The 24,178-nt window shown below is 41.7% G+C and carries 21 protein-coding genes; 10 read left to right on the plus strand and 11 right to left on the minus strand.

Features of this window, described 5'->3' with window-relative positions; genetic code table 11:
• Nucleotides 1–134: 134 nt before the first annotated feature.
• The 9 genes from ACJZU6_RS03285 (at nucleotide 135) to tldD (ending at nucleotide 14,061) form a co-directional block, all read left to right on the plus strand.
• Entirely contained in the window at nucleotides 135–2,939 is a 2,805-nt protein-coding gene (locus tag ACJZU6_RS03285; protein ID WP_408900638.1) for a DUF6701 domain-containing protein, read from the plus strand.
• Between the two features lie 115 nt (nucleotides 2,940–3,054).
• Complete coding sequence (mreB, locus tag ACJZU6_RS03290; protein WP_408900639.1) at nucleotides 3,055–4,098, plus strand: rod shape-determining protein MreB; 1,044 nt, start codon at nucleotides 3,055–3,057, stop codon at nucleotides 4,096–4,098.
• 40 nt (nucleotides 4,099–4,138) lie between these two features.
• Complete coding sequence (mreC, locus tag ACJZU6_RS03295) at nucleotides 4,139–5,125, plus strand: rod shape-determining protein MreC (RefSeq protein WP_408900640.1); 987 nt, start codon at nucleotides 4,139–4,141, stop codon at nucleotides 5,123–5,125.
• The gene (gene mreD, locus ACJZU6_RS03300; protein ID WP_107277027.1) at nucleotides 5,112–5,600 is read left to right on the plus strand and encodes a rod shape-determining protein MreD; all 489 of its coding nucleotides are present in this window, start codon (nucleotides 5,112–5,114) and stop codon (nucleotides 5,598–5,600) included. The genes mreC and mreD overlap by 14 nt, the downstream gene beginning before the upstream one ends.
• Nucleotides 5,601–5,709: 109 nt before the next feature.
• Nucleotides 5,710–6,279, plus strand: coding sequence for a Maf family protein (locus ACJZU6_RS03305; RefSeq protein WP_408900911.1), 570 nt, complete (start codon nucleotides 5,710–5,712; stop codon nucleotides 6,277–6,279).
• A gap of 12 nt (nucleotides 6,280–6,291) precedes the next feature.
• On the plus strand, nucleotides 6,292–7,761 hold the full coding sequence (gene rng, locus ACJZU6_RS03310) for a ribonuclease G (protein WP_408900641.1): 1,470 nt from the start codon (nucleotides 6,292–6,294) through the stop codon (nucleotides 7,759–7,761).
• Between the two features lie 21 nt (nucleotides 7,762–7,782).
• Entirely contained in the window at nucleotides 7,783–11,679 is a 3,897-nt protein-coding gene (locus ACJZU6_RS03315; protein ID WP_408900642.1) for a YhdP family protein, read from the plus strand.
• Between the two features lie 97 nt (nucleotides 11,680–11,776).
• A complete protein-coding gene (locus ACJZU6_RS03320; protein WP_408900643.1) occupies nucleotides 11,777–12,598 on the plus strand; it encodes a carbon-nitrogen hydrolase family protein in 822 nt (273 codons plus the stop codon).
• 14 nt (nucleotides 12,599–12,612) lie between these two features.
• A complete protein-coding gene (gene tldD / locus ACJZU6_RS03325; RefSeq protein WP_327763961.1) occupies nucleotides 12,613–14,061 on the plus strand; it encodes a metalloprotease TldD in 1,449 nt (482 codons plus the stop codon).
• Between the two features lie 104 nt (nucleotides 14,062–14,165).
• Here the strand turns inward: tldD and yjgA are convergent, their stop codons facing one another.
• Complete coding sequence (gene yjgA, locus ACJZU6_RS03330; protein WP_107277024.1) at nucleotides 14,166–14,690, minus strand: ribosome biogenesis factor YjgA; 525 nt, start codon at nucleotides 14,688–14,690, stop codon at nucleotides 14,166–14,168.
• Nucleotides 14,691–14,804: 114 nt separating this feature from the next.
• Between yjgA and pmbA the strand changes: the two genes are divergently transcribed.
• On the plus strand, nucleotides 14,805–16,148 hold the full coding sequence (gene pmbA, locus ACJZU6_RS03335) for a metalloprotease PmbA (protein WP_107277023.1): 1,344 nt from the start codon (nucleotides 14,805–14,807) through the stop codon (nucleotides 16,146–16,148).
• A gap of 88 nt (nucleotides 16,149–16,236) precedes the next feature.
• Here pmbA and mgtE read toward each other — a convergent pair whose 3' ends face one another.
• The 10 genes from mgtE to ACJZU6_RS03385 form a co-directional block, all read right to left on the minus strand.
• A complete protein-coding gene (gene mgtE / locus ACJZU6_RS03340; protein ID WP_080158350.1) occupies nucleotides 16,237–17,598 on the minus strand; it encodes a magnesium transporter in 1,362 nt (453 codons plus the stop codon).
• 282 nt (nucleotides 17,599–17,880) lie between these two features.
• Nucleotides 17,881–18,153 carry an HPr family phosphocarrier protein gene (locus ACJZU6_RS03345; RefSeq protein WP_080158349.1) on the minus strand — a complete coding sequence of 91 codons (273 nt, stop codon included), beginning with the start codon at nucleotides 18,151–18,153 and terminating at the stop codon, nucleotides 17,881–17,883.
• On the minus strand, nucleotides 18,150–19,001 hold the full coding sequence (rapZ, locus tag ACJZU6_RS03350) for an RNase adapter RapZ (RefSeq protein WP_080158348.1): 852 nt from the start codon (nucleotides 18,999–19,001) through the stop codon (nucleotides 18,150–18,152). Before rapZ ends, ACJZU6_RS03345 begins: the two co-directional genes overlap by 4 nt.
• A 36-nt stretch (nucleotides 19,002–19,037) precedes the next feature.
• Nucleotides 19,038–19,487, minus strand: a complete 450-nt coding sequence (gene ptsN / locus ACJZU6_RS03355) for a PTS IIA-like nitrogen regulatory protein PtsN (RefSeq protein ID WP_080158347.1) — start codon at nucleotides 19,485–19,487, stop codon at nucleotides 19,038–19,040.
• A gap of 2 nt (nucleotides 19,488–19,489) precedes the next feature.
• The gene (gene hpf / locus ACJZU6_RS03360; RefSeq protein ID WP_080158346.1) at nucleotides 19,490–19,777 is read right to left on the minus strand and encodes a ribosome hibernation promoting factor; all 288 of its coding nucleotides are present in this window, start codon (nucleotides 19,775–19,777) and stop codon (nucleotides 19,490–19,492) included.
• A 32-nt stretch (nucleotides 19,778–19,809) separates the two neighbouring features.
• A complete protein-coding gene (locus ACJZU6_RS03365) occupies nucleotides 19,810–21,294 on the minus strand; it encodes an RNA polymerase factor sigma-54 (protein ID WP_080158345.1) in 1,485 nt (494 codons plus the stop codon).
• Between the two features lie 63 nt (nucleotides 21,295–21,357).
• A complete protein-coding gene (gene lptB / locus ACJZU6_RS03370) occupies nucleotides 21,358–22,083 on the minus strand; it encodes an LPS export ABC transporter ATP-binding protein (protein WP_080158344.1) in 726 nt (241 codons plus the stop codon).
• A 9-nt stretch (nucleotides 22,084–22,092) separates the two neighbouring features.
• Complete coding sequence (gene lptA / locus ACJZU6_RS03375; protein WP_408900644.1) at nucleotides 22,093–22,599, minus strand: lipopolysaccharide transport periplasmic protein LptA; 507 nt, start codon at nucleotides 22,597–22,599, stop codon at nucleotides 22,093–22,095.
• Nucleotides 22,580–23,143: an LPS export ABC transporter periplasmic protein LptC gene (gene lptC / locus ACJZU6_RS03380; protein WP_080158342.1), complete on the minus strand. Its 564-nt coding sequence runs from the start codon at nucleotides 23,141–23,143 to the stop codon at nucleotides 22,580–22,582. Before lptC ends, lptA begins: the two co-directional genes overlap by 20 nt.
• A gap of 57 nt (nucleotides 23,144–23,200) precedes the next feature.
• The gene (locus ACJZU6_RS03385) at nucleotides 23,201–24,172 is read right to left on the minus strand and encodes a KpsF/GutQ family sugar-phosphate isomerase (RefSeq protein ID WP_080158341.1); all 972 of its coding nucleotides are present in this window, start codon (nucleotides 24,170–24,172) and stop codon (nucleotides 23,201–23,203) included.
• Nucleotides 24,173–24,178: the final 6 nt, after the last annotated feature.

Below are 24,178 nucleotides of genomic sequence, written 5' to 3' on the forward strand. Positions count from 1 at the left end.
AAAAATATCAATTAGGTTTTAACCATTTTATTGATCAAGGAGGAGATAGAGATAAATCATGTCAAAATCTATCAAGTCAATGGGCCTGTGAAGTGGACTCGAGCTTGATAGTCAGATCTAAAAAAATGCCAATAATGCCTACTTATAATATTCCGTCGAGTGATATTGTATGTAGTGATCCAGAATTAGAGCAATATCGCGATCAATGTATTGAGAGTTATGGCGATAATAATATTTTAATGTTACCGCCAGGGAATTATTTAAAAGTTGAATTAGGTTCAAAAACTCGAACTCAATTACAAGGCGGTATCTATAAAATAAAACAATTATTGGTGATGCAAGGCGCCAATATTACGGTAGCAAAAGGCCAGCAAGCAATTGTTTATGTCGAACAAGCAGCGTTAAGTGGAAATGTTAATAAGGGCGGTTCGCCTGATGAACTGTATATATTTGGTACTAATAATGATGCGAATTATTTTGTTTCTGATGTTGAAATAAAAGCCTCAATTAACTTATCCAGTACAGTTGAGATGGTGGGTTATTTGTATTCTGCCGGCAATATTAACATCTCTGCAAATTATGCTAATAAGGTGGATATTGCCGATCGGCCTCAAACTTTACGTGGTGCAGTAACGGCGCGTAATTTACGAATTGATACCGACAGTAATATTTGGGCGGGGGGAACCTGTGTGCAAGAGAAAGAATATGATTTGGTTATTACCCCTGAAAAAGCAAATACATTGAGCTGTGATAGGTTACCAATCACATTGAATGTGCATCGAAAAAACAATTATCAAATAGACTCGACTTATAATGGCAATATTGTTGTATCAACGAGTTTAAATAAACCTAATCTTGCTTATTGGTTTTCGTCTGAAAATGATAATACTAACGCTAATGATGCCTCAGAGCCTATTAATGTGAGAGTAATTAATGGCGTTGCTAGGTTATGGTTAAAAAGTGAAAATTATATAGGCAACATTGCTGTTAATGGAATTTTACGCCAAAATGCAAACACATTAGCGACGGCAATGGGTCAATATACCATTGTGCCTTTTAAGTTTGAAATCAGTCGTACCCCTTTAAAAATAATCGCTAATAAGCCTTATAATATTACTGTAAAAGCAATGGCTTGTGCTGATAAAAAAAATAATAATGCTGTTGCGACGGGTTACAGTGGTACAAGAATATTATCATTGAATACTCAGTTCATCGCTCCTGCGACTCAAGCTAATAGCAAGGTTGAATTACGCGCGAATCCTCAACGCTCCTGGTCAACAGATGAGGCGCAGTTAGTGTTTAAAAAAGGGATAGCTCTGGGCCAATTAAGATATTCAGATGCAGGTAAAGTCGTGCTGAATATTATCGATCGTGAGTGTAATCGTGAGCAAGGCTGTGACATTGGAGCATCCGCAAAATTTCAAGCTGATGATTGGACTCAATTAGATGGCTCGGTGATGATTCACTCTCGACCATGGACCTTTGCGATGTGCCCTCAAGCAGGAGCTAGTTTTAAAGGTACTATCAATAGTGGCAATGGCTTGGGAGCGGCTGGTGATGGGTTTGTTGTTCGAGCGAAACCCTTACAATGGCAAGCTGGTGATATTCACGAAAAGGCGGCGATCATTGATGTTAATCAAGATCAATATTGCCAGCGACCGATTACGGCTAACTTTTTTGCTCAAGACGCGCCAGTTGCAACAGTGACCGCTAAAATAGCAGGGATTGCAACGCCCAAAAATGGGGTTCAAGGTGAGCTAAGTGGGCGCACTTATCAAAAAAATAATCAATATCATGATACTACTGCACTGCTGTTTACGGATTTACGGTGGAGTGAAGTGGGAAGCGTGAAGCTAGCCATGACATCCTCGAATTATCTCGGTATGACAATAAACCCCAGTCAGCGTGCCATTGGACGTTTTTATCCAAAACAATTGGTGATTAAAGACAGTAGTATCATCAATGCTCATACTGAATCATCCCCATTTACTTATATGGATCAAGCCTTCAACGTCAATGCGACCATTGAAGCACAAAATGCAGCGGGTAAACCGACACGTAATTACGGTGCATTTGATTCGACATTGAAAGAAAATTTGCAATTAACTGCGGTTGATCTTCATGTGAAAAACAGTCCCAATGATCTCAGCTTACGGCTTGATCAATCTAATTTAGTGGATGGTTGGCAGCATGACTGGCAACAAGCACAATTAACCATTACTGATGGTGAGCTGACGTTCAAGCGTTTACCTCAAAACGGTAATCATTCAGCAGCAGTGATAACGACTGCTGATGGTCCGTTTACGGTAGGGCTTGGATTATCAGTGCAATCTCGTTCAGAATGCTCGACATTGGGATGTACAGATTTTGCGGATAAGACGCAGTTATTACAACGCTATAATCAACCACAACAATTAACTACACCACTTAATGGTTCGGTTGATAGCCGCTATGGTCGCATGGTATTAGAAAATGTGAATGGCGTATTTGATCAGCCGTTAACGATGCCACTTAAAGTTGAGTATTGGAATGGCCATCAATTTGAAGTGAATAGTGATGATAGTCGTTCACGATTTAATAGTGAGTGGTCATGTAAACACATTATTTATACCTCAAAGCCACATCAGCAAGCTCATTTAGGGATTATTGTCAGCAAAGTCTTACGAGGTGAGAATTATTCTTTAAAGGTATTGCCCGCACTAGAAGAAAATGACACTTATTTAAAACAACAACTTCGATTTTGGTTAAGAATTGCTGCTCAGCCAGCAATGAATATTGGTTGTTCGACGACTAAAACGACCAATCAGCCATGGCTAACATTTAACTGGCGCGGGATTGGTGACGAGGATCCATCAGGGTTGGTGACCTTTGGCAGCTATCGAGGCAATGATAGAATCATTTATCGTGCTGAAAAAGGTCTCAATCAACCCATCGAGTAAATAAATTGCGTGTCTGGACGCGGTTTAGCGATCCATGTCTTGTTTCACTAAGGTGCACTTGATACATTGAGCGCAATTTACGATTTTTTAACGCTTGCAGGAATAGCTGAAGACTATGTTTAAGAAGCTTCGTGGCATGTTTTCCAATGACTTGTCTATTGACTTGGGCACTGCCAACACCCTTATTTATGTCAAAGGACAAGGAATTGTTCTTGATGAACCCTCTGTTGTGGCTATTCGTCAAGATCGCGCGGGGGCAACCAAAAGTGTTGCTGCAGTAGGCCATGATGCCAAATTAATGCTTGGCCGTACGCCAGGTAATATTGCCGCGATTCGTCCAATGAAAGATGGCGTTATTGCCGATTTTTACGTGACTGAAAAAATGTTGCAGCACTTTATTAAACAAGTGCATGACAATAGCTTTTTACGTCCAAGTCCACGTGTATTAGTGGCAGTACCTTGTGGTTCAACCCAAGTTGAACGCCGTGCTATTCGTGAATCAGCGCAAGGCGCCGGTGCGCGTGAAGTTTACCTTATTGATGAACCAATGGCGGCGGCAATTGGTGCTGGTATGCCGGTATCTGAAGCAACGGGCTCAATGGTGATCGATATCGGCGGTGGTACTACTGAAGTTGCGGTTATATCATTAAACGGTGTGGTGTATTCATCATCTGTTCGTATTGGTGGTGATCGCTTTGATGAAGCGATTATTAACTATGTACGTCGTAACTACGGCAGCTTGATTGGTGAAGCAACTGCTGAGCGTATTAAGCACGAAATTGGTTCGGCTTATCCTGGTGATGAAGTCTGTGAAATTGAAGTCCGTGGCCGTAACCTTGCTGAAGGTGTTCCACGTAGCTTTACGTTGAATTCCAACGAGATTTTAGAAGCATTGCAAGAGCCGTTAACGGGGATTGTATCTGCGGTTATGGTTGCGCTTGAGCAATGTCCTCCAGAGTTAGCGTCTGATATTTCAGAGCGCGGCATGGTATTAACTGGTGGTGGTGCATTATTACGCGATCTTGATCGTCTTCTTACTGAAGAAACAGGTATTCCTGTTGTTGTGGCAGAAGATCCATTAACGTGTGTAGCTCGTGGGGGCGGTAAAGCGCTTGAAATGATCGATATGCATGGTGGCGATCTCTTCAGCGAAGAATAAGACCATCATAGGATCCTAATTAAACAGGTTATAGTGTTATATGAAACCTATATTTGGCAGAGGTCCATCTCTGCAATTACGCCTGTTTCTTGCCATATTATTATCGGCTAGCTTAATGCTAGCCGATAGTCGTCTTGGTGCTTTTGCCAATATTCGTTATTTATTGAATTCGGCGGTCGCACCGCTGCAATATGCGGCAAACTTACCGCGTGAAATGTTAGATGTCCTGCGTGGGCAATTCAGTTCTCATCAACGACTATTGACTGAAAATAAAGCATTAAAACGTGATTTATTAGTCATGAAAAGTAATGTGTTATTACTCGATCAATTACAGCAAGAAAACCAGCGTTTAAGAGATTTACTCGGCTCTCCATTTGTGCGTGATGAACGTAAAATGGTTGCTGAAGTAATGGCGGTTGACTCTGATCCTTATAGTTATCAAGTGATGATAAATAAAGGCCGTGTCGATGGCGTTTATGAAGGCCAACCGGTGATCAATGATAAAGGTATTGTCGGCCAAGTGTCTTATGTTGGCGCGCATAATAGTCGCGTGTTATTGCTCATTGATCCTACTAATGCAATTCCTGTGCAGGTAGTGCGTAATGATATTCGTGTTATTGCGACTGGTGGTGGACGTAACCATCAGATTTTATTAGAACATGTACCAAGTAGTACCGATATTAAAAAGGGTGATCTACTGGTGAGCTCTGGCTTAGGTGGACGTTATCCTGAAGGTTATCCTGTGGCGCGAGTGACATCATTTACCTTTGATAATAAACGCCCATTTGCGCAAATTACAGCCAAGACCACAGTCCAGTTTGATCGCTTACGTTATTTGTTATTGGTATGGCCAACTGATCGCACAAAAATGAAAGATCAAACGGCGGTAACTGCTGAAGGTGCGCCAATAGCAACTGCAGTGACACCCGTTAATACAACGGATCCTGTGACACTGACCGCCCCAGCCGTAAATCTAACGGAGCCAGCGGTACCAGCGCCAAGGAAGGTGAACAATGCCAACGAATAAAGCACATGGTCGAATTTGGATTTGGCTGTCATTTCTATTTGCATTGGTGTTACAAGCCGTACCGTGGCCGGGAGAGTTAGAACCGTTTCGGCCGTCATGGGTTGTGCTTGTGACGTGTTATTGGGTGTTAGCATTACCGCATCGCGTTAATGTTGGTACTGCGTTAGTTGTCGGTCTACTGTGGGATTTAACCTTAGGTTCAACGTTGGGTGTACGCGGCTTAATGTTGTCTGTAATTGCTTATATTATTGCGCTTAATTTTAGAGTCTTACGTAATTTATCATTATGGCAGCAAGCAATTGTGATAGCGTTATTGTCATTGGCGGCTAAGTTAATTGAATTCTGGGCGGAATATTTAGTTTCAAATATTAGTTTTTATCCACAGCAATTCTTTGCGGTGCTATTAAACTTTATATTATGGCCGTGGTTATTCTTATTATTACGCCGAATTCGACGTAAATTCGCTATTCGTTAGTTATTATTAATATTATAGGGGGAGCCAATTGGTGTCCCCCTTTGCTCTTTTGGTGTAATGATTTAACAATTATTGCTGATCAACATATTATTTAAAAAGGATAATTATGATGTCTATTCAACTTTATCTCGCCTCTGGTTCGCCACGTCGAATGGAGCTTTTAACCCAACTTGGTTATAACTTTGAACGGGTGGTGGTAGATGTTGAAGAATGTCATCAAGCTCAAGAAACAGCTGCTCAATATGTTCAACGCTTATCGCGTGATAAAGCTTTTGCTGGTGTAAAAGCGGCGAATAATGACATCCCAGTACTGGGGGCTGATACAATTGTTGTAGTAGATCAACAAATTCTAGAAAAACCTGTCGATTTTGAGGATGCTGCGCGTATGCTGAGGTTATTATCAGGACGGCAACATCAAGTCATGACAGCTGTCACCTTAGCGACACCATCGCATAGCCAAACCTGTTTAGTTACCACCCAAGTGTGGTTTAAAACTCTGTCTGATAACGATATTAAAAAATACTGGCAAAGTGGTGAACCGCAAGACAAAGCCGGAAGCTATGGTATTCAGGGCATAGGTGGCAAATTTATTACCCGTATCGACGGCAGCTATTACGCTGTGATGGGGTTACCGTTAGTGGAAACCGACATCATGGTACAAGATTTTTTAAAATTATAAGTAGAGGCAACCATGGGCACTGAGCTGCTAATAAATGTGACGCCGAGTGAAACACGGGTCGCAATGATTGAAGGGGGTGTTTTGCAAGAGATTCACATTGAACGTGAATCAAAGCGAGGCATCGTTGGCAATATTTATAAAGGACGTGTTAGTCGCGTTTTACCGGGAATGCAGGCTGCATTTGTTGATATCGGTTTAGATAAAGCGGCTTTTTTACATGCATCAGACATTGTTCCTCACACTGAATGTGTGGCGGAAAATGAAAAAAAACAATTTAAAGTGCGCGATATCTCAGAGTTGGTCCGTCAAGGCCAAGATATCGTAGTCCAAGTGGTTAAAGATCCTCTAGGAACGAAAGGGGCGCGTTTAACCACCGATATTACGTTACCATCGCGTTATTTAGTGTTTATGCCTGGTGCAAGTCATGTTGGTGTATCACAACGGATTGCGTGTGAAAAAGAACGTGATCGATTGAAGAAAGCAGTGTCACAGCATTGTGATCATCTTGGTGGGTTTATTATTCGCACCGCCGCAGAAGGCGCAGATCCGGATGAAGTTGCACAAGATGCGGCATTCCTTAAGCATTTATGGCGTAAGGTCATCGAGCGTCGAGCGAAATACAAACCTCGTTCAATGCTATATGGTGAGCTTGGATTAGCGCAGCGTATTTTACGTGATTTTGTCGGCACTGAAATTAACCATATTCAGGTCGATTCGCGAGTGGCGTTTGATAAACTCAAAGAATTTACTGATGAGTTTGTGCCTGAGGTTACCGAAAATATTGAATATTATTTAGGTGATCAGCCTATTTTTGATCTTTATGACACCGAAGCTGAAATTCAGCGTTCACTTGATCGTAAAGTAGAAATGAAATCCGGTGGCTATTTGATCATTGATCAGACGGAGGCCATGACCACCATTGATATCAATACCGGAGCATTTGTTGGTCGTCGTAATCTGGATGAAACCATTTTTAATACCAATATCGAGGCGACGAAAGCTATTGCTCGCCAATTACGATTACGTAATTTAGGTGGTATTATTATTATCGATTTTATTGATATGGCACTAGAAGAGCACCAACGTCGCGTATTGCAAGCGTTAGAGCAGGCATTGTCATTTGATCGCGTTAAAACCAATATCAATGGTTTTACCCAGTTAGGGTTAGTCGAAATGACCCGTAAGCGTACCCGTGAGAGTATTGAGCATGTACTATGCAATACTTGTCCGTCTTGTGAAGGTCGCGGTACGGTGAAAACAGTTGAGAGTGTGTGCTACGAAATTTTACGTGAAATCACCCGTGTTAATCGTGCCTATGATGCAGATCGGTTCGTGGTTTATGTTTCATCGGCTGTCGGTGATGCTTTAGCGGGTGATGAATACCATGCGCTTGCTGAGTTGGAAGTGTTTATTGGTAAACAAGTGAAAATTAAACCAGAGCCTCTTTATACTCAAGAGCAGTTTGATGTAGTTATGATGTAACATATTAATGAGGAAGTAATAGTGCCGAAAATACTCGTACGTCTTGTACGCGGTGGGTTATGGTTGATAGTGATTGTAGCGTTATTATTAGCATCATTAGTCACTAGTCTAAGGTTACTGCTTCCTCATCTTAATGATTACCGCCAGCCGATAGCCCATTGGGTGTCACAGCAGGCGGATATTTCCCTACAATTAGTGCATATTGATGGACGTTGGCAAGCTGCTGGGCCTGCTATCACATTAACGGGCGTTACCGTTGCTGCTCAACCACATTCTCAACCGTTGGCTAATATTGGTCAGGTTTCATTTTATTTTGATATTTGGCATTCGGCACTGCATCTACGGCCCATTTTTAAACAAGTAGCGATAAGTCAGGTTGCTCTTGATCTTACCCATATAAAATCTGCGTCGTCATCCTCTCATGTTGCAGATATCAGCTTAGCTCAGCGTTTGGAACAATTGTTTTTCACGCGATTAGGCCAGTTTCAACTCCTTGATTCATCCGTGTCTTTTATTGCTCCATCTGGCGCTCAACAACAACTAAATATTAAACAACTTGATTGGGCAAATGTGGATGGTCGCCATCTAGCACAAGGGACAATTAATTTTACTAATACCGATCTGGGGCAACTAGCAGTTAAAGCAAATATCTCAGAGCAAGGGGGGCTTGATAGTTTATCTGGTTCTTTGTATGTCAAAGGCAAGCATGTATCCGTAACACCGTGGCTGAATAAACAACTGGCTGGCGTGGCAAATATTACAAATAGCGAAATTGGGGTTGAAGCGTGGCTGAGCCTCAATAACGGTCAGATTACAACCGGTAAAGCTAAAGTTGATAATAGTATTATTGATTGGCAAGTTGGTCATCAACAACATCAGGTTAGAATTAAACATGGGCTGGTGGCATTAAGGCCAATTCGATTGGCTGATGGCTCAAGAACATGGCGTGTTGATACTGAACAATTTGTTATTTATACCGATGATGTCGTATGGCCAACGTTTGATATTGCAGGTCAACTACGTTTTGGTGAGCATGACCAATTAAAACAATGGAAACTGGCATTAAGTAATATTGCGCTGCAACGATTATTACCATTAATTAATTTTTTACCACCAACCAATAAGCTAGTAAATGCAGTTCAACATCTTAAACCGAGTGGATTGTTAACGCATATTCGCGTTGCGGGTGAAGCAAATGAAGTTCCGCGTTTTTCGTTTAAGATGCAGCAATTAAGTGTTAAACCCTGGCAATGGATTCCCGGTATTAATCATTTAAATGCTGCTATTGCTGGTAATGGTCAGCAAGGGAAGATCACACTGGATGTTGCGGCAGATAGTTTTGCTTATGAAAAAGTATTCGCTAAGCCTTTAAAAATTAACCAAGCTCAAGTGCAGGCGTATTGGCATCGAGATGGACAGCAAACAACGTTATGGAGTGATCAACTTGCCGTGGCTACACCTGACTTAACCTTTGCTGGACAAGCTCGCGTTGATATTCCAGCTACAGGTTCGCCATGGTTATCTTTATTTGGTGAAGCCAATGTGGTTGATGCGGGTCAAACTTGGCGTTATTTACCTCGCCCAGCCTTAGGCGATAGCTTGACTGATTATTTATCAACCGCAATTAAAGGCGGAAAGGTAAAGTCTGCTCGTATTTTATGGTATGGCGCTCTTAATGCCTTTCCTTATCAGCATCATGATGGTGTTTTTCAAGCATTTGTACCGTTAACACAGGCTAAGTTTAGTTTTGATCCTGAATGGCCTCTGCTGCGCGATCTTCAACTTAAGTTGTTATTTGAAAATGACAAAATGTACCTTGACGCTAATCATGTGAAGACCCTAGGTGCGAGTAGCTCTAAAGTAATTGGAAAGGCAGATTTAGCGCCTAATGGGCATCTTAAACTGGCAATAGATCTTGCTGCGACAGGGCCTCAAGTTCATCAATATATGTTGAAGAGTCCTTTAGCCAATTCTGTTGGTAGTGCACTGACTGCTATTGATGTGACTGGCCCTGTTACTGCCAAGCTTAATTTGGATATTCCGTTTAATGGTAGCAATGTTGATGCTAGCGGTAAGGTGTATTTTAACCATAACCCGATTACATTAACGACGCCTCATTTAGCGATTGAAAATGTCACTGGTAGTTTGATTTTTAATAATAGTGCAATAAAAGCACAAGGGCTGAAAGGGATACTTTACCAACAACCGATCACCTTTGGATTTGATGGTGATAACGTTGAAAAATCGGCTGATTATAAAGTTAATGTTAATGTCGGTGGGCAATGGCAATTGGCTAAGTTACACGATTATTTACCCGCAACGTTATTAGATAACCTAAGCGGTAGTAGTGATTGGCAAGGTTTAGTTGGGGTTGATATTAAGCCTCAAGGTTTTCACTATACGGTAGGTGTTAAGGTGCCATTGACTGATGTTAGTAGCCAGCTTCCTTACCCATTACAGCAACGAAAACATACCGCATCAGCGCTTACGGTAAAGGTTGAGGGTGATAAAAATCAATTAAAGGTTAACGCTGATCTGCCAAATATTGCTTATCAAGGCCAGATTTCTTTACTGGCATCAGTGCCTAAAATTACCGCCAGCAATCTTACTGTCGGTGCTAAGAACTTATTAACGTCATCACTCCAAGGGCAGTTAGTACAGATTAACAGCCGTGAGTTTAATGCCGATCAGTGGTTAGCTATAGCAAAACGATTACGTGATAGTGAGATGAGAACATCGGCAACATCGACGACGAATAGCCCTACTTTTTCAGTACCATTGCCGACACGAGTGATGGCTAAAATTGGTCAATTAACTTTAGGTGGGCTTAACTGGCATCAGGTTGATACTGTTGCAACGCATGCTCGTGGGTGGTCAATTAAGTTAGCGTCACAAGAAGCGAATGGTTATATCTCATGGATAAAAAATCAGCCACTAAATGTTATTTTAAAATCGTTACACCTTAATCTTCCTCAATTAAATCAGCAACCGCCCGCGGAATTATTAAGCCCTATCTTAACGGCAAAACCACAATCAACGGTAGTTACCGCGAACGATAGCAGCATCATGGCTGCCATACCTGCGATAGATTTGTCGATTGCTGATGCTTGGTTACAAGGTTATCGCTTGGGATCGGTCACTGCGACCTTAAGTAAGCATAATAAGCAACTACAATTGCAGCAGCTTAAGATTCAATCGGGAAATGTGAAATTAATGGCTTCTGGTGACTGGAGTATACGTCAACATCAGAATCACACTAAACTTGATGCTGTTATTAGTGGCACTAACAGTACCGATTTACTTGATCGATTTGGTATTTCTGGTGGTGTGCAAAATGCGCCATTTAATACGCATGTCATAGTTAACTGGCAAGGTACGCCTTGGGGTATTGATCGTACAACATTAAATGGTACGGTGAAGACGGACATTGGAAAAGGTATCGTCAGTGGTGTCGGTGGTGCAGGACGACTATTAGGGTTATTTAGTCTAGATTCAATTATTCGAAAAATGAAACTCGATTTTTCGGGGGTATTTGATAATGGCTTAGCCTTTAATTATATTCGTGGTAACGGCACCATTAAAGACGGTATTTTTGATAGCGATAATATTAAGATGCAGGCGTTAGCGGGTGATATGTATATCAACGGTAAAGTGAATCTGATTGATGAAAAGGTAAATGCTAACGTTAAATTTATTCCTGATTTCACCTCGGGATTACCTGTGATGACCGCATTTGCAGTGGCACCACAAGTCGCATTGTATGTGTTTGCAATATCAACCGTGTTATCACCTGTATTAGATGTTATTACTCAAGTGAATTACCAAGTCACAGGGCCAATAGCATCGCCAAAGGTTGTCGAGCGTTCTCGTCTGGAAGGTGAATATAAAATACCAGAGACTAATAGTTTTAAAGAGTAAGTGCTTGTAAGCACAAGCGTGTTTAAGTTGTGCTTGTCACGAGCGTTATGACGTTTGATAAATCTGATGTATTTCAGAATAGTTCAGGGAGATTGCCATGACCAAAATTGGTGTAGTACAAATGAATTCAGGCACTGATCCTGAGCGTAACCTGAGCCAGCTAAAAAAGTTTATGCAAGGGTTGCAACTTCAAGGGGCTAAATTAGTTGTTACTCCTGAAAATAGTGTCGTTTTTGGTAGCAAAGCCGATTATCAACGTTGGGCTGAACCACTCGGTAATGGCCCGCTACAGCAGCAATTGTCTCAATATTCTCAACAATTAGGTATTTGGCTACTGATTGGCTCGATGCCTATTCTTCAAGCCGATGGTAGCATTACGACTACTGCTATCTTATTTGATGATCAAGGTAAGTTACATGCGCACTATAATAAAATGCACATGTTTGACGTAGATGTTGCCGATAAACACCATAGTTACCGTGAGTCTGATACCTTTAAAGCTGGCGATGAAATTAAAGTCATTGATACGCCTTTTGGTAAGCTAGGATTATCCATTTGTTATGATATTCGCTTTCCACAGTTATACAGTCAATTACGTCAGCAATGTGCTGATATTATAGTGATTCCAGCAGCGTTCACTAAGTTAACTGGACGTGCTCACTGGGAAGTATTAGTGCGAGCCCGTGCCATTGAAACTCAGTGTTGGGTTGTAGCAGCAGCGCAGTGGGGCGAGCATAATGAAACGCGAGAAACCTGGGGGCACTCAATGATTGTTGATCCTTGGGGTCAAGTGGTTGCGTGTCAACAACAAGGAACGGGTGTTCTGACGGCAAATGTTGATTTACAATTAGCACATAAGATCCGTACCAATATGCCAGTGGCTGATCATGCCCGATTGGTGTTCAGTCATATTCAATAACTAAGAGCAAATTAATGACCCTTAACACTGTAGAAAGTACCATGCTAGACCAATCTGGTCTTGGTCGTGATGAATTGCATAATATTCTTGGCTTAATTGCTACCCGTGATGTTGATTATGCTGATATATATTTTCAGTCATGCTGGCATGAGTCGTTAGTTTTAGAAGACAGTATCATCAAAGATGGCTCGTTTAATATTGATCGTGGTGTCGGTGTTCGTGCTGTTGCGGGTGAGAAAACAGGCTTTGCTTATTCAGATCAAATTAATCTATTAGCATTAACTCAAAGTGCAAAAGCTGCTCGTGGCATTGTGCGTCAAGGTGGTGATGGCAAAGTACAAACATTCACGCCAATGGCATCGTCTGGTATTTATTCTCCGATTAATCCATTGGGCAGTTTTGATAAATTTCAAAAGATAGCCTTACTTGAAGAAATTGATCGCTATATTCGTACCAAAGAGCCGTTAGTGACCGAAGTCTCTGCCAGTATTAATGGCGTTTATGAAGAAGTCTTAGTTGCAGCGCTTGATGGCACTTATGCGGCGGATATTCGTCCATTAGTACGATTATCCATTACGGTTTTGGTTGAGAAAGGCGATAAGCGTGAACGTGGTAGTGCCGGTGGCGGTGGTCGTTATGGTTATGAACAATTTTTAACAGAAGATGCCACGGGTAAAAGCCAAGCGATTTTCTTTGCTGATGAAGCTATTCGCCAAGCATTAGTGAATCTTGAAGCTGATGCCGCGCCAGCGGGAACGATGCCGATTGTCTTGGGTGCAGGCTGGCCTGGCGTGTTGTTGCATGAGGCTGTAGGCCACGGTTTAGAAGGTGACTTTAACCGTAAAGGTTCATCAATGTTTGCCGGGCAAATAGGCCAACAAGTGACGTCATCGTTATGTACTATTGTTGATGACGGCACATTAGTTGATCGTCGTGGCTCAATTAATATCGATGATGAAGGTACGCCTGCGCAACATAATGTACTCGTTGAAGGTGGTAAGCTAAAAGGCTATATGCAAGATAAGCTTAATGCGCGTTTAATGGGTGTTGCTCCGACAGGTAATGGCCGTCGTGAATCTTATGCTCATTTACCGATGCCGCGTATGACCAATACTTATATGCTGCCAGGTGAGCATACACCTGAAGAAATTATCGCCAGTGTGAAAAATGGTATCTACGCACCAAACTTTGGTGGTGGTCAGGTTGATATTACTTCAGGTAAATTTGTGTTCTCGGCTTCTGAAGCATATTTGATTGAGAACGGCAAAGTTACTCGCCCAATTAAAGGTGCAACCTTAATTGGCAGTGGTATTGAAGCGATGCAACAAGTGTCTATGGTCGGTAATGACCTTGATATTGATCGTGGGGTTGGTGTTTGTGGTAAGGCGGGTCAGAGCGTGCCTGTAGGCGTTGGTCAACCAACACTGAAGATTGATTCAATGACCGTAGGTGGTACTGAGTAAGTTTCTATTGCAACACAGCTTTTTATAATAAGCGTGTTTCAACAAAATAAAATGCCAGCAGAAATGCTGGCATTTTTTATTCATCAGTATCTTAATCGACGAGATTAATCAGCAAGGTAGAGAGATTTTAGATATTGGAAAATCTCACGGTATGCTTTGCCCGGTTTTTCTTGGGCCTTTTCTTTTGTTGCTTGGCGCATTAACTGGCGTAGGTGTTGGCGATCAGCATCGGGATGATCAACCAAAATAGCATTTAGCATGCTGTCACCATTCTCAATCAACTTGTCACGCTTAATTTCAAGCTTTTTAAGAGCAACGGTGTGCTGAGAGTGCTTATTATTTAATTTGTCGAGTGCTGCTTGAATTGGTTCAAGATCCATATGACGCATCTGCTTACCAATAAACTGCAACTGACGACGACGCGCTTCTTTACTAAAGCGTTGTGCGTCTTTTATTGCGGCCATCATTTCTTCATCTAATGGCACTTTCGCAAGAGCGTTAGGTGTTAATTCAACTAGCGCCTCGCCAATTTTTTGCAACTCTTCCATGTCGCGTTTCATCTCGGATTTACTTACCCAGATGATTTCTTCTTCTTCATCCCAAGGGGCTTTTTTGTTTTTACGGCTCATAAATGGGCTCACTCATTGTATCAATAGTTCTATTTTATCAGTTTAATAACGATTTTGGGCGTAAATTACATTATTCTATAACTAATAAGCTAAACCCTAACCTTAAGTGATTGTATGGACGTAAGAGAACAGGTCGCTCAACAGCGTGTTGAACTTGAAGCCGCAGTAGCAAAAGCGCTTGAAGTTGCTGGTAAACAGGCTGATGCAGCCGAAGTAGCCATTAACAAAACAACAGGTATCAGTGTTTCTACTCGTATGTGCGAAGTTGAAAACGTTGAATTTAATAGTGACGGTGCACTTGGCATTACTGTGTATCGCGGTCACCGTAAAGGTAGCGCATCAACTTCTGATTTAAGTGAAGCGGCTATTGCTCAAACGGTTGCTGCTGCTTTAGATATTGCAAATTACACTTCTGAAGATCCGTTTGCAGGCCCAGGCCCTGCGGAATTGATGGCGCGTAATATTCCTGATTTAGACTTATTTCACCCTGATGAGCCAGAGCCTGATCGTGCTGCTGCAATTGCAATTGCAGCAGAAGAAGCGGCGCTTGCCTTTGATCCTCGCGTAAAACAAAGCGATGGTGCCAGTTACGATAGCCATTACGGCGTACGTGTTTACGGTAATAGTCATGGCATGTTAGCCAGTTATGCTTCTAGTCGCCATAGCATTAGTTGCTGTGTGATCAGTGAAGGCAAAGACGGCAATATGGAGCGTGATTATAGTTATACCACTTCACGTTTAGCCTCTGATATGTGGACCCCAGAACGTGTGGGTCGTCATGCTGCAGAACGTACCGTAAGTCGTATTGATCCACAAAAACTCACTACTCGTGAAGCGCCAGTGATGTTTGCTGCAGATGTTGCTACCGGTCTTTTTGGTCATTTAGTGATGGGAATTAGCGGTGCGAATTTATACCGTAAATCATCATTTTTATTAGATAAACTGGGTGAGCAAATTTTCCCAGAGTGGCTAAATATTAGTGAACGTCCTCATATTTTACGTGGTATGGCAAGTACCCCGTTTGATAGCGAAGGTCTTGCGACCTATGATCGTGAAATTATCACTGGTGGCGCACTGCAAACATACTTATTGACCAGCTATGCTGCTCGTAAGATGAAAATGCAGCCAACAGGTCATGCTGGTGGCATTCATAACTGGTTGGTTTCATCAACAGGCGAAAGCTTTGAGCAAATGCTGAAAAAGATGGATCGCGGTTTGTTAGTGACTGAATTGATGGGCCAAGGAGTGAACATTATCACGGGTGATTATTCTCGTGGTGCTGCGGGCTTCTGGGTTGAGAATGGTCAAATTCAATATCCTGTCTCTGAAATTACCATCGCAGGTAATCTTAAAGACATGATGCAAAATATTGTTGCTATTGGCAGTGATACTGAAACACGAAGTCAGATTCTAACGGGTTCTATGCTGTTAGATTCGATGAAGATTGCGGGTGAGTAATCGTTGTTAATGACGTAATTTATGCGCAATAAAAAAGTCCAAATCAATCACTTGATTTGGACTTTTTTTATCAATCAATTATCACTAATTAAGGTGTAATAAAAATGGTCGCTAGACCTAAGAACACCATTAAACCAACAATATCAGTACAGGTTGTCAGTGCCATACCGCCAGCAAGTGCTGGGTCAATTTTTAGTTTTTTAAGACCAATTGGAATTAATACGCCAGCAACGCCGGCAACAAATAAGTTTGCTAGCATTGCGCCGGCCATGATCGCGCCGAGTATTAAGCTCCCTTTCCAAATAAAGACCACTAAGCCAATAATTAATGCCCATACTAAGCCATTAATTAATCCGACACGGGCTTCTTTACTCAGTAGCCAACGGGTGTTGGTATCACCAATGTGACCGACAGCAAGGCCTCGAATAACCAGTGCTACGGTTTGGTTACCCGCCACACCACCCATTGATGGAACAATTGTCATTAGTACCGCAACGGTCGCCATCTGTTGTAAAGTGTGTTCAAACATATTGGATACAGATGCGGCTGCTAACGCTGTCAGTACATTAACCCCAAGCCAAATACTGCGGCTCTTGGCTGACTTTAATACTGGTGCAAAGGTATCTTCATCGTCATCCATACCCGCCATGGTCATCATTGAGTGTTCCGCTTCTTCACGGATCAAGTCAACCACGTCATCGATAGTGATACGACCTAACAGATGATTATTGGTATCAACGACAGGTGCTGACAACCAATTTCGACGTTCAAATATATTGGCTATTTCACTGTCTGCCATATCGACGGCAATCGCTTCATCAGCGTCTTGCATAACATCTTTAATTTCAATGTCAGGCTGAGTGGTGATGAGCGTTGATAGTGACAAATGACCAATCAGAATTTGATTTTCATCAACCACATACAAAGCATCAGTGGCTTCTGGTAGTTCACCACGCATACGTAAATAACGTAGTACCACATCGGCGGTTACGTCACCTCGAATGGTGATAAAATCGGTACTCATCATCCCACCGGCAGTATCTTCCGGATAGGCGAGTGCTTTTTCGATACGATGACGATCGGTGGCATCCATTTGTGCCAATACTTCTTGATAACGCTCATCAGAGAGGCTACGAAGTACGTAGGCGACATCATCGCTTTCCATCCCCTCGGTAACGGCTGCCAGCTTTTCTGGTTCCATTTGCGAGACGATGCCATCTTTTACATCTTCAGAGAGTTCATCAAGGATCTCACCTTGCTCTTCCGGATCCGTCAATTGCCATAAGACTTGACGTTCTTTCGGTGGCGAGGCTTCTAACAGGTGTGCAATATCCTCCGGCTCCATGTCTTGGAGTAACCGGCGAACATGAACAAACATGCCATTTTCGAGCGCTTTATTGACTTCTTGGAGTGTGTGATGGGTTTGATCTTGTTCTAATACATCCGCCATAGGTATTAGGCCCACTTATATTTGATGGCGCAATAAGCTGAATTTTAACGTAATCAGTGAGTCTTTGTCTTGTGCTGATTACTATTTAATTAGCGCATAAACTGATGAAGTATTGGTATTACGCATGATTATAATTGTGATATCTCTACATTTCATGAGTGTTGGCTACTAATCGCGGCTAAAAAACGCAGTTAAGAGCAAAGTATCACGTGTTAAAAATGATTAACACCACTAAGAACAAAAGATTTAACAGTGGTAATTTATGGCTTTTAATTTAGCCAATTAACTTTCTTCATCAAACCCAGCTTCAATTAAGGTTGAAATGGCGATTAATGCTGATTCTGCATCTTGGCCTTCTGCGCTAACCATGATCTTTTGACCTTGAGCGGAGTCCAGCATGAGTAAGCCCATCACACTGTCTGCCGTTGCGCTGTTATCACCATTAGTGATTGTAACGATGGCTGTGAAACTTTGTGCTAACTCAACTAATTTGATTGCCGCTCGAGCATGAAGCCCGAGACGGTTACGAATAAATAATTCGCGGCTAATGGTCATTTATAATTTTCCAGCGTGCGATGACGTACCTGCACTTGTTGACCTTGTTGAGTAAAATAATCAGCCAATTGTTGCGCGATATACACCGAGCGATGTTGCCCGCCAGTACAACCAATGGCAACGGTGACATAACTGCGATTATTTTTCTCTAGCATTGGTAACCATGTTTCAAGGAAATTTCGTAGCTGGTAGTTTAGTTTATTGACTTCAGCGTGAGCGGCTAAAAAATCTTTAACGGGCTGATCAAGGCCAGTCTGAGGTTTAAGCTCTGGCACCCAGTGTGGGTTTGGCAAAAAACGCACATCAAACACATAGTCAGCATCAGAAGGCAGACCATGTTTAAAGCCGAACGATTCAAAAACTAACACTAATTCACGAGCTTCACGACCAAGTACTCGTGCCCGCACTGTTTCGCTTAAATCATGAATAGAGCTCTTAGTGGTATCAATCACTAAGTCAGCATGTTCTTTCAGCTCGCCAAGCAATACCGCTTCTGATTGAATGGCTTGTTCAAGGCTCATGTTATGGCGCGAGAGTGGGTGTAAACGACGTGTTTCACTGAAACGTTTAACCAGTTCTTTATCATCGGCATCGAGGAAAATAACGTTGATATCAACATCATTGGGTAAATTTTTGAAAATAGCGTCAAGTTCACCCTGATGTGGCGGCATATTACGAATATCGATGCTAACCGCAATATCTTGTTCGTTATTGGCAATATCATTTACAAATTGCGGCAGTAGGTGTACGGGAAGGTTATCAACGCAGTAATAACCTAAATCTTCTAACACGCGAAGCGCGACAGATTTACCTGAACCTGAACGGCCGCTAACAACCATTAACCTCATGGTTAAGCTACCTTTTGTGTGTGGAGAGATGCTGATTTATTCTTCATTAATCAGTATGTTATATAATTCTTGATCGGTTGTTGCATTGCGTAACTGTTTGCAAATTTTCTTATTGCCCAGTTTTTCAGCCATGCTAGCAAGGGTCGATAAATGCTCTTTACATTGTTCTTCTGGTACCAGAAGTGCAAATAACAGGTCAATAGGTTGACCATCTATAGCATCAAAATCTATCGGCTCTTGGCATTGAATAAGCACTGCAATCGCATGATCACTGTTACTGATTCGGCCGTGAGGAATTGCAATCCCGTTACCAATACCTGTGGTACCCAATTTTTCACGATTGAGCATACATTCAAATAATGGCTGCGGATTTTGATCAAGATGTGTTGCGGCGATCTCACTGATGAGCTCAAGCGCGCGTTTTTTACTGGAGCAAGGGACTGCACTTTTGGTGCAGTCCAGGCTCAATACGTTACTCAGTTGCATGATTAGTGACTATTGAGTTTATCTTTGTGTTTGTTTAATTGACGGACCAGTTTATCAGTCAATTCGTCAATCGCGGCATACATATTTTCAGAATCAGCTTTAGCGTGAATTTCTCCTGAATTAATATGCAGGGTTGCTTCGGCTATTTGTTGGAGCTTTTCGACATTTAAGATCACTTGAACGGTATTGATTTTATCGAAAAAACGCTCTAGTTTGTCAAACTTAGTACTGACATATTCTCGTAATGAATCGGTTACATCAACATGGTGTCCGGTAATATTGATTTGCATAGACATCTTCCTTTTGTTGGCGCTGATCCGATTTAGATCAGACATTTTCGCTGATTTGATGGCGGAATTCCCAACGATTCACGGTATTTGGCGATAGTTCGTCGTGCAACCATGATCCCTTGTTCAGCCAATAAAGTCGCAATTTTGCTGTCACTCAGGGGTTTAACCTGATTTTCAGCAGCAACAAGTTTCTTCACCAGTGCGCGAATAGCTGTCGATGAACATTCACCGCCATTATCCGTACTGACATGACTTGAGAAGAAGTATTTCAATTCAAAAATACCTCGAGGTGTATGCATATATTTTTGCGTCGTAACTCGAGATATGGTGGATTCGTGCATTTCAACCGCGAGTGCGATGTCATTGAGGACCATCGGCTTCATCGCTTCTTCACCAAATTCAAAAAAATCTTGTTGCTGCTCGACAATACAACGAGCGACTTTCAACAAGGTTTCATTGCGGCTTTCAAGGCTTTTAATCAGCCATTTGGCATCTTGAAGGTGAGTACGTATAAATTGACCATCAGCGCTATTGCGAGTGTTATTGCTTAATGCGGCGTATTGCTGATTGACTTTAATACGAGGAATACTGTCAGGATTGATACTAACAACCCATTTGCCATTATCTTTAAAGACAGAGACATCGGGAATAACGTATTCAGTTTCGGTTGAAACGACATGATTACCTGGACGAGGGTTTAAGCTGTGAATCAGCTCCATAACCGCTTTAAGTTCAGGTTCTTTGAGTTTGGTTTCGCGCATCAATTGTCGATAATCGCGATTACCTAATAAATTAATGTGCTCACTCAACAGTATTTTAGCTTCGGCAAGCCATTGAGTTTGTGCTGGATAAGTGGCGAGTTGAAGCAGTAAACATTCTTGTAAGTTGCGAGAAGCAACCCCTAAAGGGTCAAATTGCTGTACGCGTTTAAGTACCGCCTCTACCTCATCAAGCTCAACATCGAGATCTTCATCTTCAAAGTTTTCTAAAATTTCAGCAGTACTACAACTGAGATAACCTTTGTCATTAACTGCATCAATGATCGCTGTTGCTATCGCGAGATCCGTTTCGCTAAATGGGGTTAAATGTACTTGCCACATTAAATAGTCTTGTAATGATTCAGTAGTTTCACCTTGATAAATTGGAATGTCATCATCAATAGCAATGCCCGCGCTGCCTGTTCCTGCACTGTAAATATCATCCCAAGTACTATCAACCGGAAGTTCAGTGGGTAATTCACGGGATTCAAGTACTTCAGCGGTATCAAAACTCTCTATATCGTCGAGATTTTCACTCGCGTCATTGGTGCTGGCTTCTGCGGTTGAGGTTTCATTGTTAGTGTTTATTTCATCCGCTTCATTGGTTTCATCGAGCTCTAGGAGAGGGTTACCATCAAGCGCTTCTTGGATCTCTTGTTGGAGTTCCAATGTCGAGAGTTGCAACAAGCGAATAGCTTGCTGCAATTGAGGCGTCATTGCTAACTGTTGACCGAGCTTAAGTTGGAGCGAAGTTTTCATTAACGTTGATACACCTTATTGTTATTGTTGTTATTATCTGTAATCAATAGCCAATGGTGAATGCTATAGACGGAACTGATCACCGAGATAAACCCGCTTAACATGCTCATGATTGAGTACATGATCTGGAGTACCATTAGCGATCAGATGGCCTTGGCTTACAATATAAGCGTGTTCACAAACATCCAATGTTTCGCGAACGTTATGATCGGTAATTAATACCCCTAATCCACGATCTCGTAAATGTTTAATGATCTTTTTGATATCAATAACTGAAATTGGATCGACACCTGCAAACGGTTCATCAAGCAGAATAAACTTAGGGTTTGCTGCTAATGCACGTGCAATTTCAACTCGGCGTCGTTCACCACCTGATAATGCTTGTCCTAAACTATCGCGAATATGTTGAATATTAAACTCATCTAACAGTTCTTCGGCCTTATCTTGACGGCCTTCTTTGGTGAGCTCTTTACGCGTCTCTAAAACAGCCATTAAGTTGTCATAAACCGTCAGACGACGAAAAATCGATGCTTCTTGGGGTAAATAACCAATACCCATTCGTGAACGATTGTGCATCGGTTGAAGGCTGATGTCTTCACCATCAATGGTAATTGTGCCTTCATCGCGGCCAACTAAGCCAACGATCATATAAAATGAGGTGGTTTTACCTGCACCATTGGGACCAAGTAAACCAACAATTTTTCCTGATTCAACCTCAAGGCTCACATCGGAAACGACTTTGCGACCGTTGTAACTTTTTGCAAGGTGTTCAGCTTTTAGAATAGCCATAAATAATGTTTATTTCTTATTATTGTTTAATTGACTTGGTAAGATCACGGTGGTGACACGCTCTTGGTTACCGCTTTCTGCTACCAAACGTTGGTCGCGAATATTGTAAGTAATGATATTACCTTTAATATTACTCCCATCTTGATTAAGTTCTGCTTTGCCGGTCATTTTTAGGCGTTCAGTGGCGGTTTCATAACGCATTTTAAGCGCTTCGCCATCAAGAGGTTTACCATCGTCCATCACTTGATGGAATGTTGCTGGTTGTCCATATGCCATGATTGTTTGTTGTTGCGACTTAGTGTTTGGTCGCGTTACAACTACTTTGTTCGCACGAATATCAATTGTTCCTTGGCGTAACTTCACATTGCCGATAAACGTAACAATATTATTCGGCATATCAACTTGTTGACTGTCTGAATCAATATAAATGGGTTGCTTGGTATCACTTTTCATTGCCCATGTTGGTGCACTGATACACAACAAGCATAGTAGAGTATTAATTTTTAGTCGGTTCATATCTACCTTTTACATTTTTTAGAAGAGTTGCCACATTTCGATCCATGTTGCCTTTCATGCCATCGCCTTGATTTTGGAAAACAGGACCATTGATGGTGACATGATCATCGGTACTAAAGTCTTTATTGACTAAATTTAAGCGTAAACTATCTGTTTTAATGACTTGAACATCTGAATCAGGTAATAGATTGAAAATACGAACATTACCTTGTAAGTGTAAAATTTTATCTTGTTCTAGTTTGGCATTGTTAGCACTGACTCGCCATTCTGCATTTAGCCCTTGCTTAAAGACCCACAAAACAGGTTTAGTAAATGTGGTTTCACCACTAACATTAAAATGCTCAAGATGGTCAGCATCAATTTGATATTGACGAGTACCCTTCAAATCAAAGCTGGTATTACTGACTTTATTACCAATAAACATTGGTTTTTCGTCATTAGGTTTAACTTGAACATCTTGTTTCCAATGTTGTTCAAGTAGATAGTAGCCGAGCCATGCACATATAATCATTAACAGTACATAGAATAGCTTTTTAAAAGTCATAGACTTAAGCCTTTATTTTCTTTGGTGTTACCGATGATTTACAGAGATATAATAGTGCTACAGGACACCGGCTTTAAGTAAATCATGCATATTGAGTGCGCCAACTAATTGGTTATTTTCTGTCACCAATAAGCCATTAATTTTGTTATCTTCCATTAATTTTAGCCCTTCTGCGGCTAATAGCTGTGGTGAAATCGTTTGTGGATTGGTTGACATCACATGACCAATACTGGTGTTGTGAATATCAATATGATTATCCAACAAACGGCGTAAATCACCGTCAGTAAAAATACCACGTAATTGTTGGTTATGATCAACAATTGCCGTCATTCCTAAGCCTTTGTGTGATATTTCCAATAGCGCATCTTTAATACTGGCATGCTCTTCAATCATAGGTAGTAACTCACCACTGTGCATGACATCTGCAATACGAAGCAATAATTTACGTCCTAACGCACCACCGGGATGAGATAGTGCAAAATCGTCAGCAGTAAACCCGCGGGCTTCCATTACTGAAATTGCGACCGCATCTCCCATAACAAGGGTAGCCGTTGTACTTGAGGTCGGTGCGAGATTCAAGGGGCAGGCTTCTTTATCTACCGTGACTTGAAGATTCACTTGCGCCATTTTAGCCATACTTGATTCAGGTTTGCCTGTCATGCTGATCATGGCAATGCCTAGACGTTTGATAACGGGCAGTAATGCAAGAATTTCTGCGGCTTCACCTGAGTTTGAAATTGCAATCACGACATCATTTTTTTTGATCATTCCCAAATCACCATGGCTTGCTTCGCCCGGATGAACAAAGAATGCAGGGGTCCCTGTGCTGGCCAATGTTGCGGCTATTTTCCGTCCAATATGACCTGATTTACCCATTCCCATTACGATCACTTTACCTTGGCAGTGCAGAATTAACTCACAGGCAAGGGTAAAGCTGTTATCAATGTAACAACGGATTTTTTCAAGTGCTTGTAATTCAGTATCGAGTACTTTTTTACCATGGCTGCAAAAATCAAATTGACCAGACATCAGAGA

It is taken from the genome of Photobacterium piscicola (assembly GCF_046058925.1).
In the GTDB taxonomy this organism is placed as follows: Bacteria; Pseudomonadota; Gammaproteobacteria; order Enterobacterales; family Vibrionaceae; genus Photobacterium; species Photobacterium piscicola.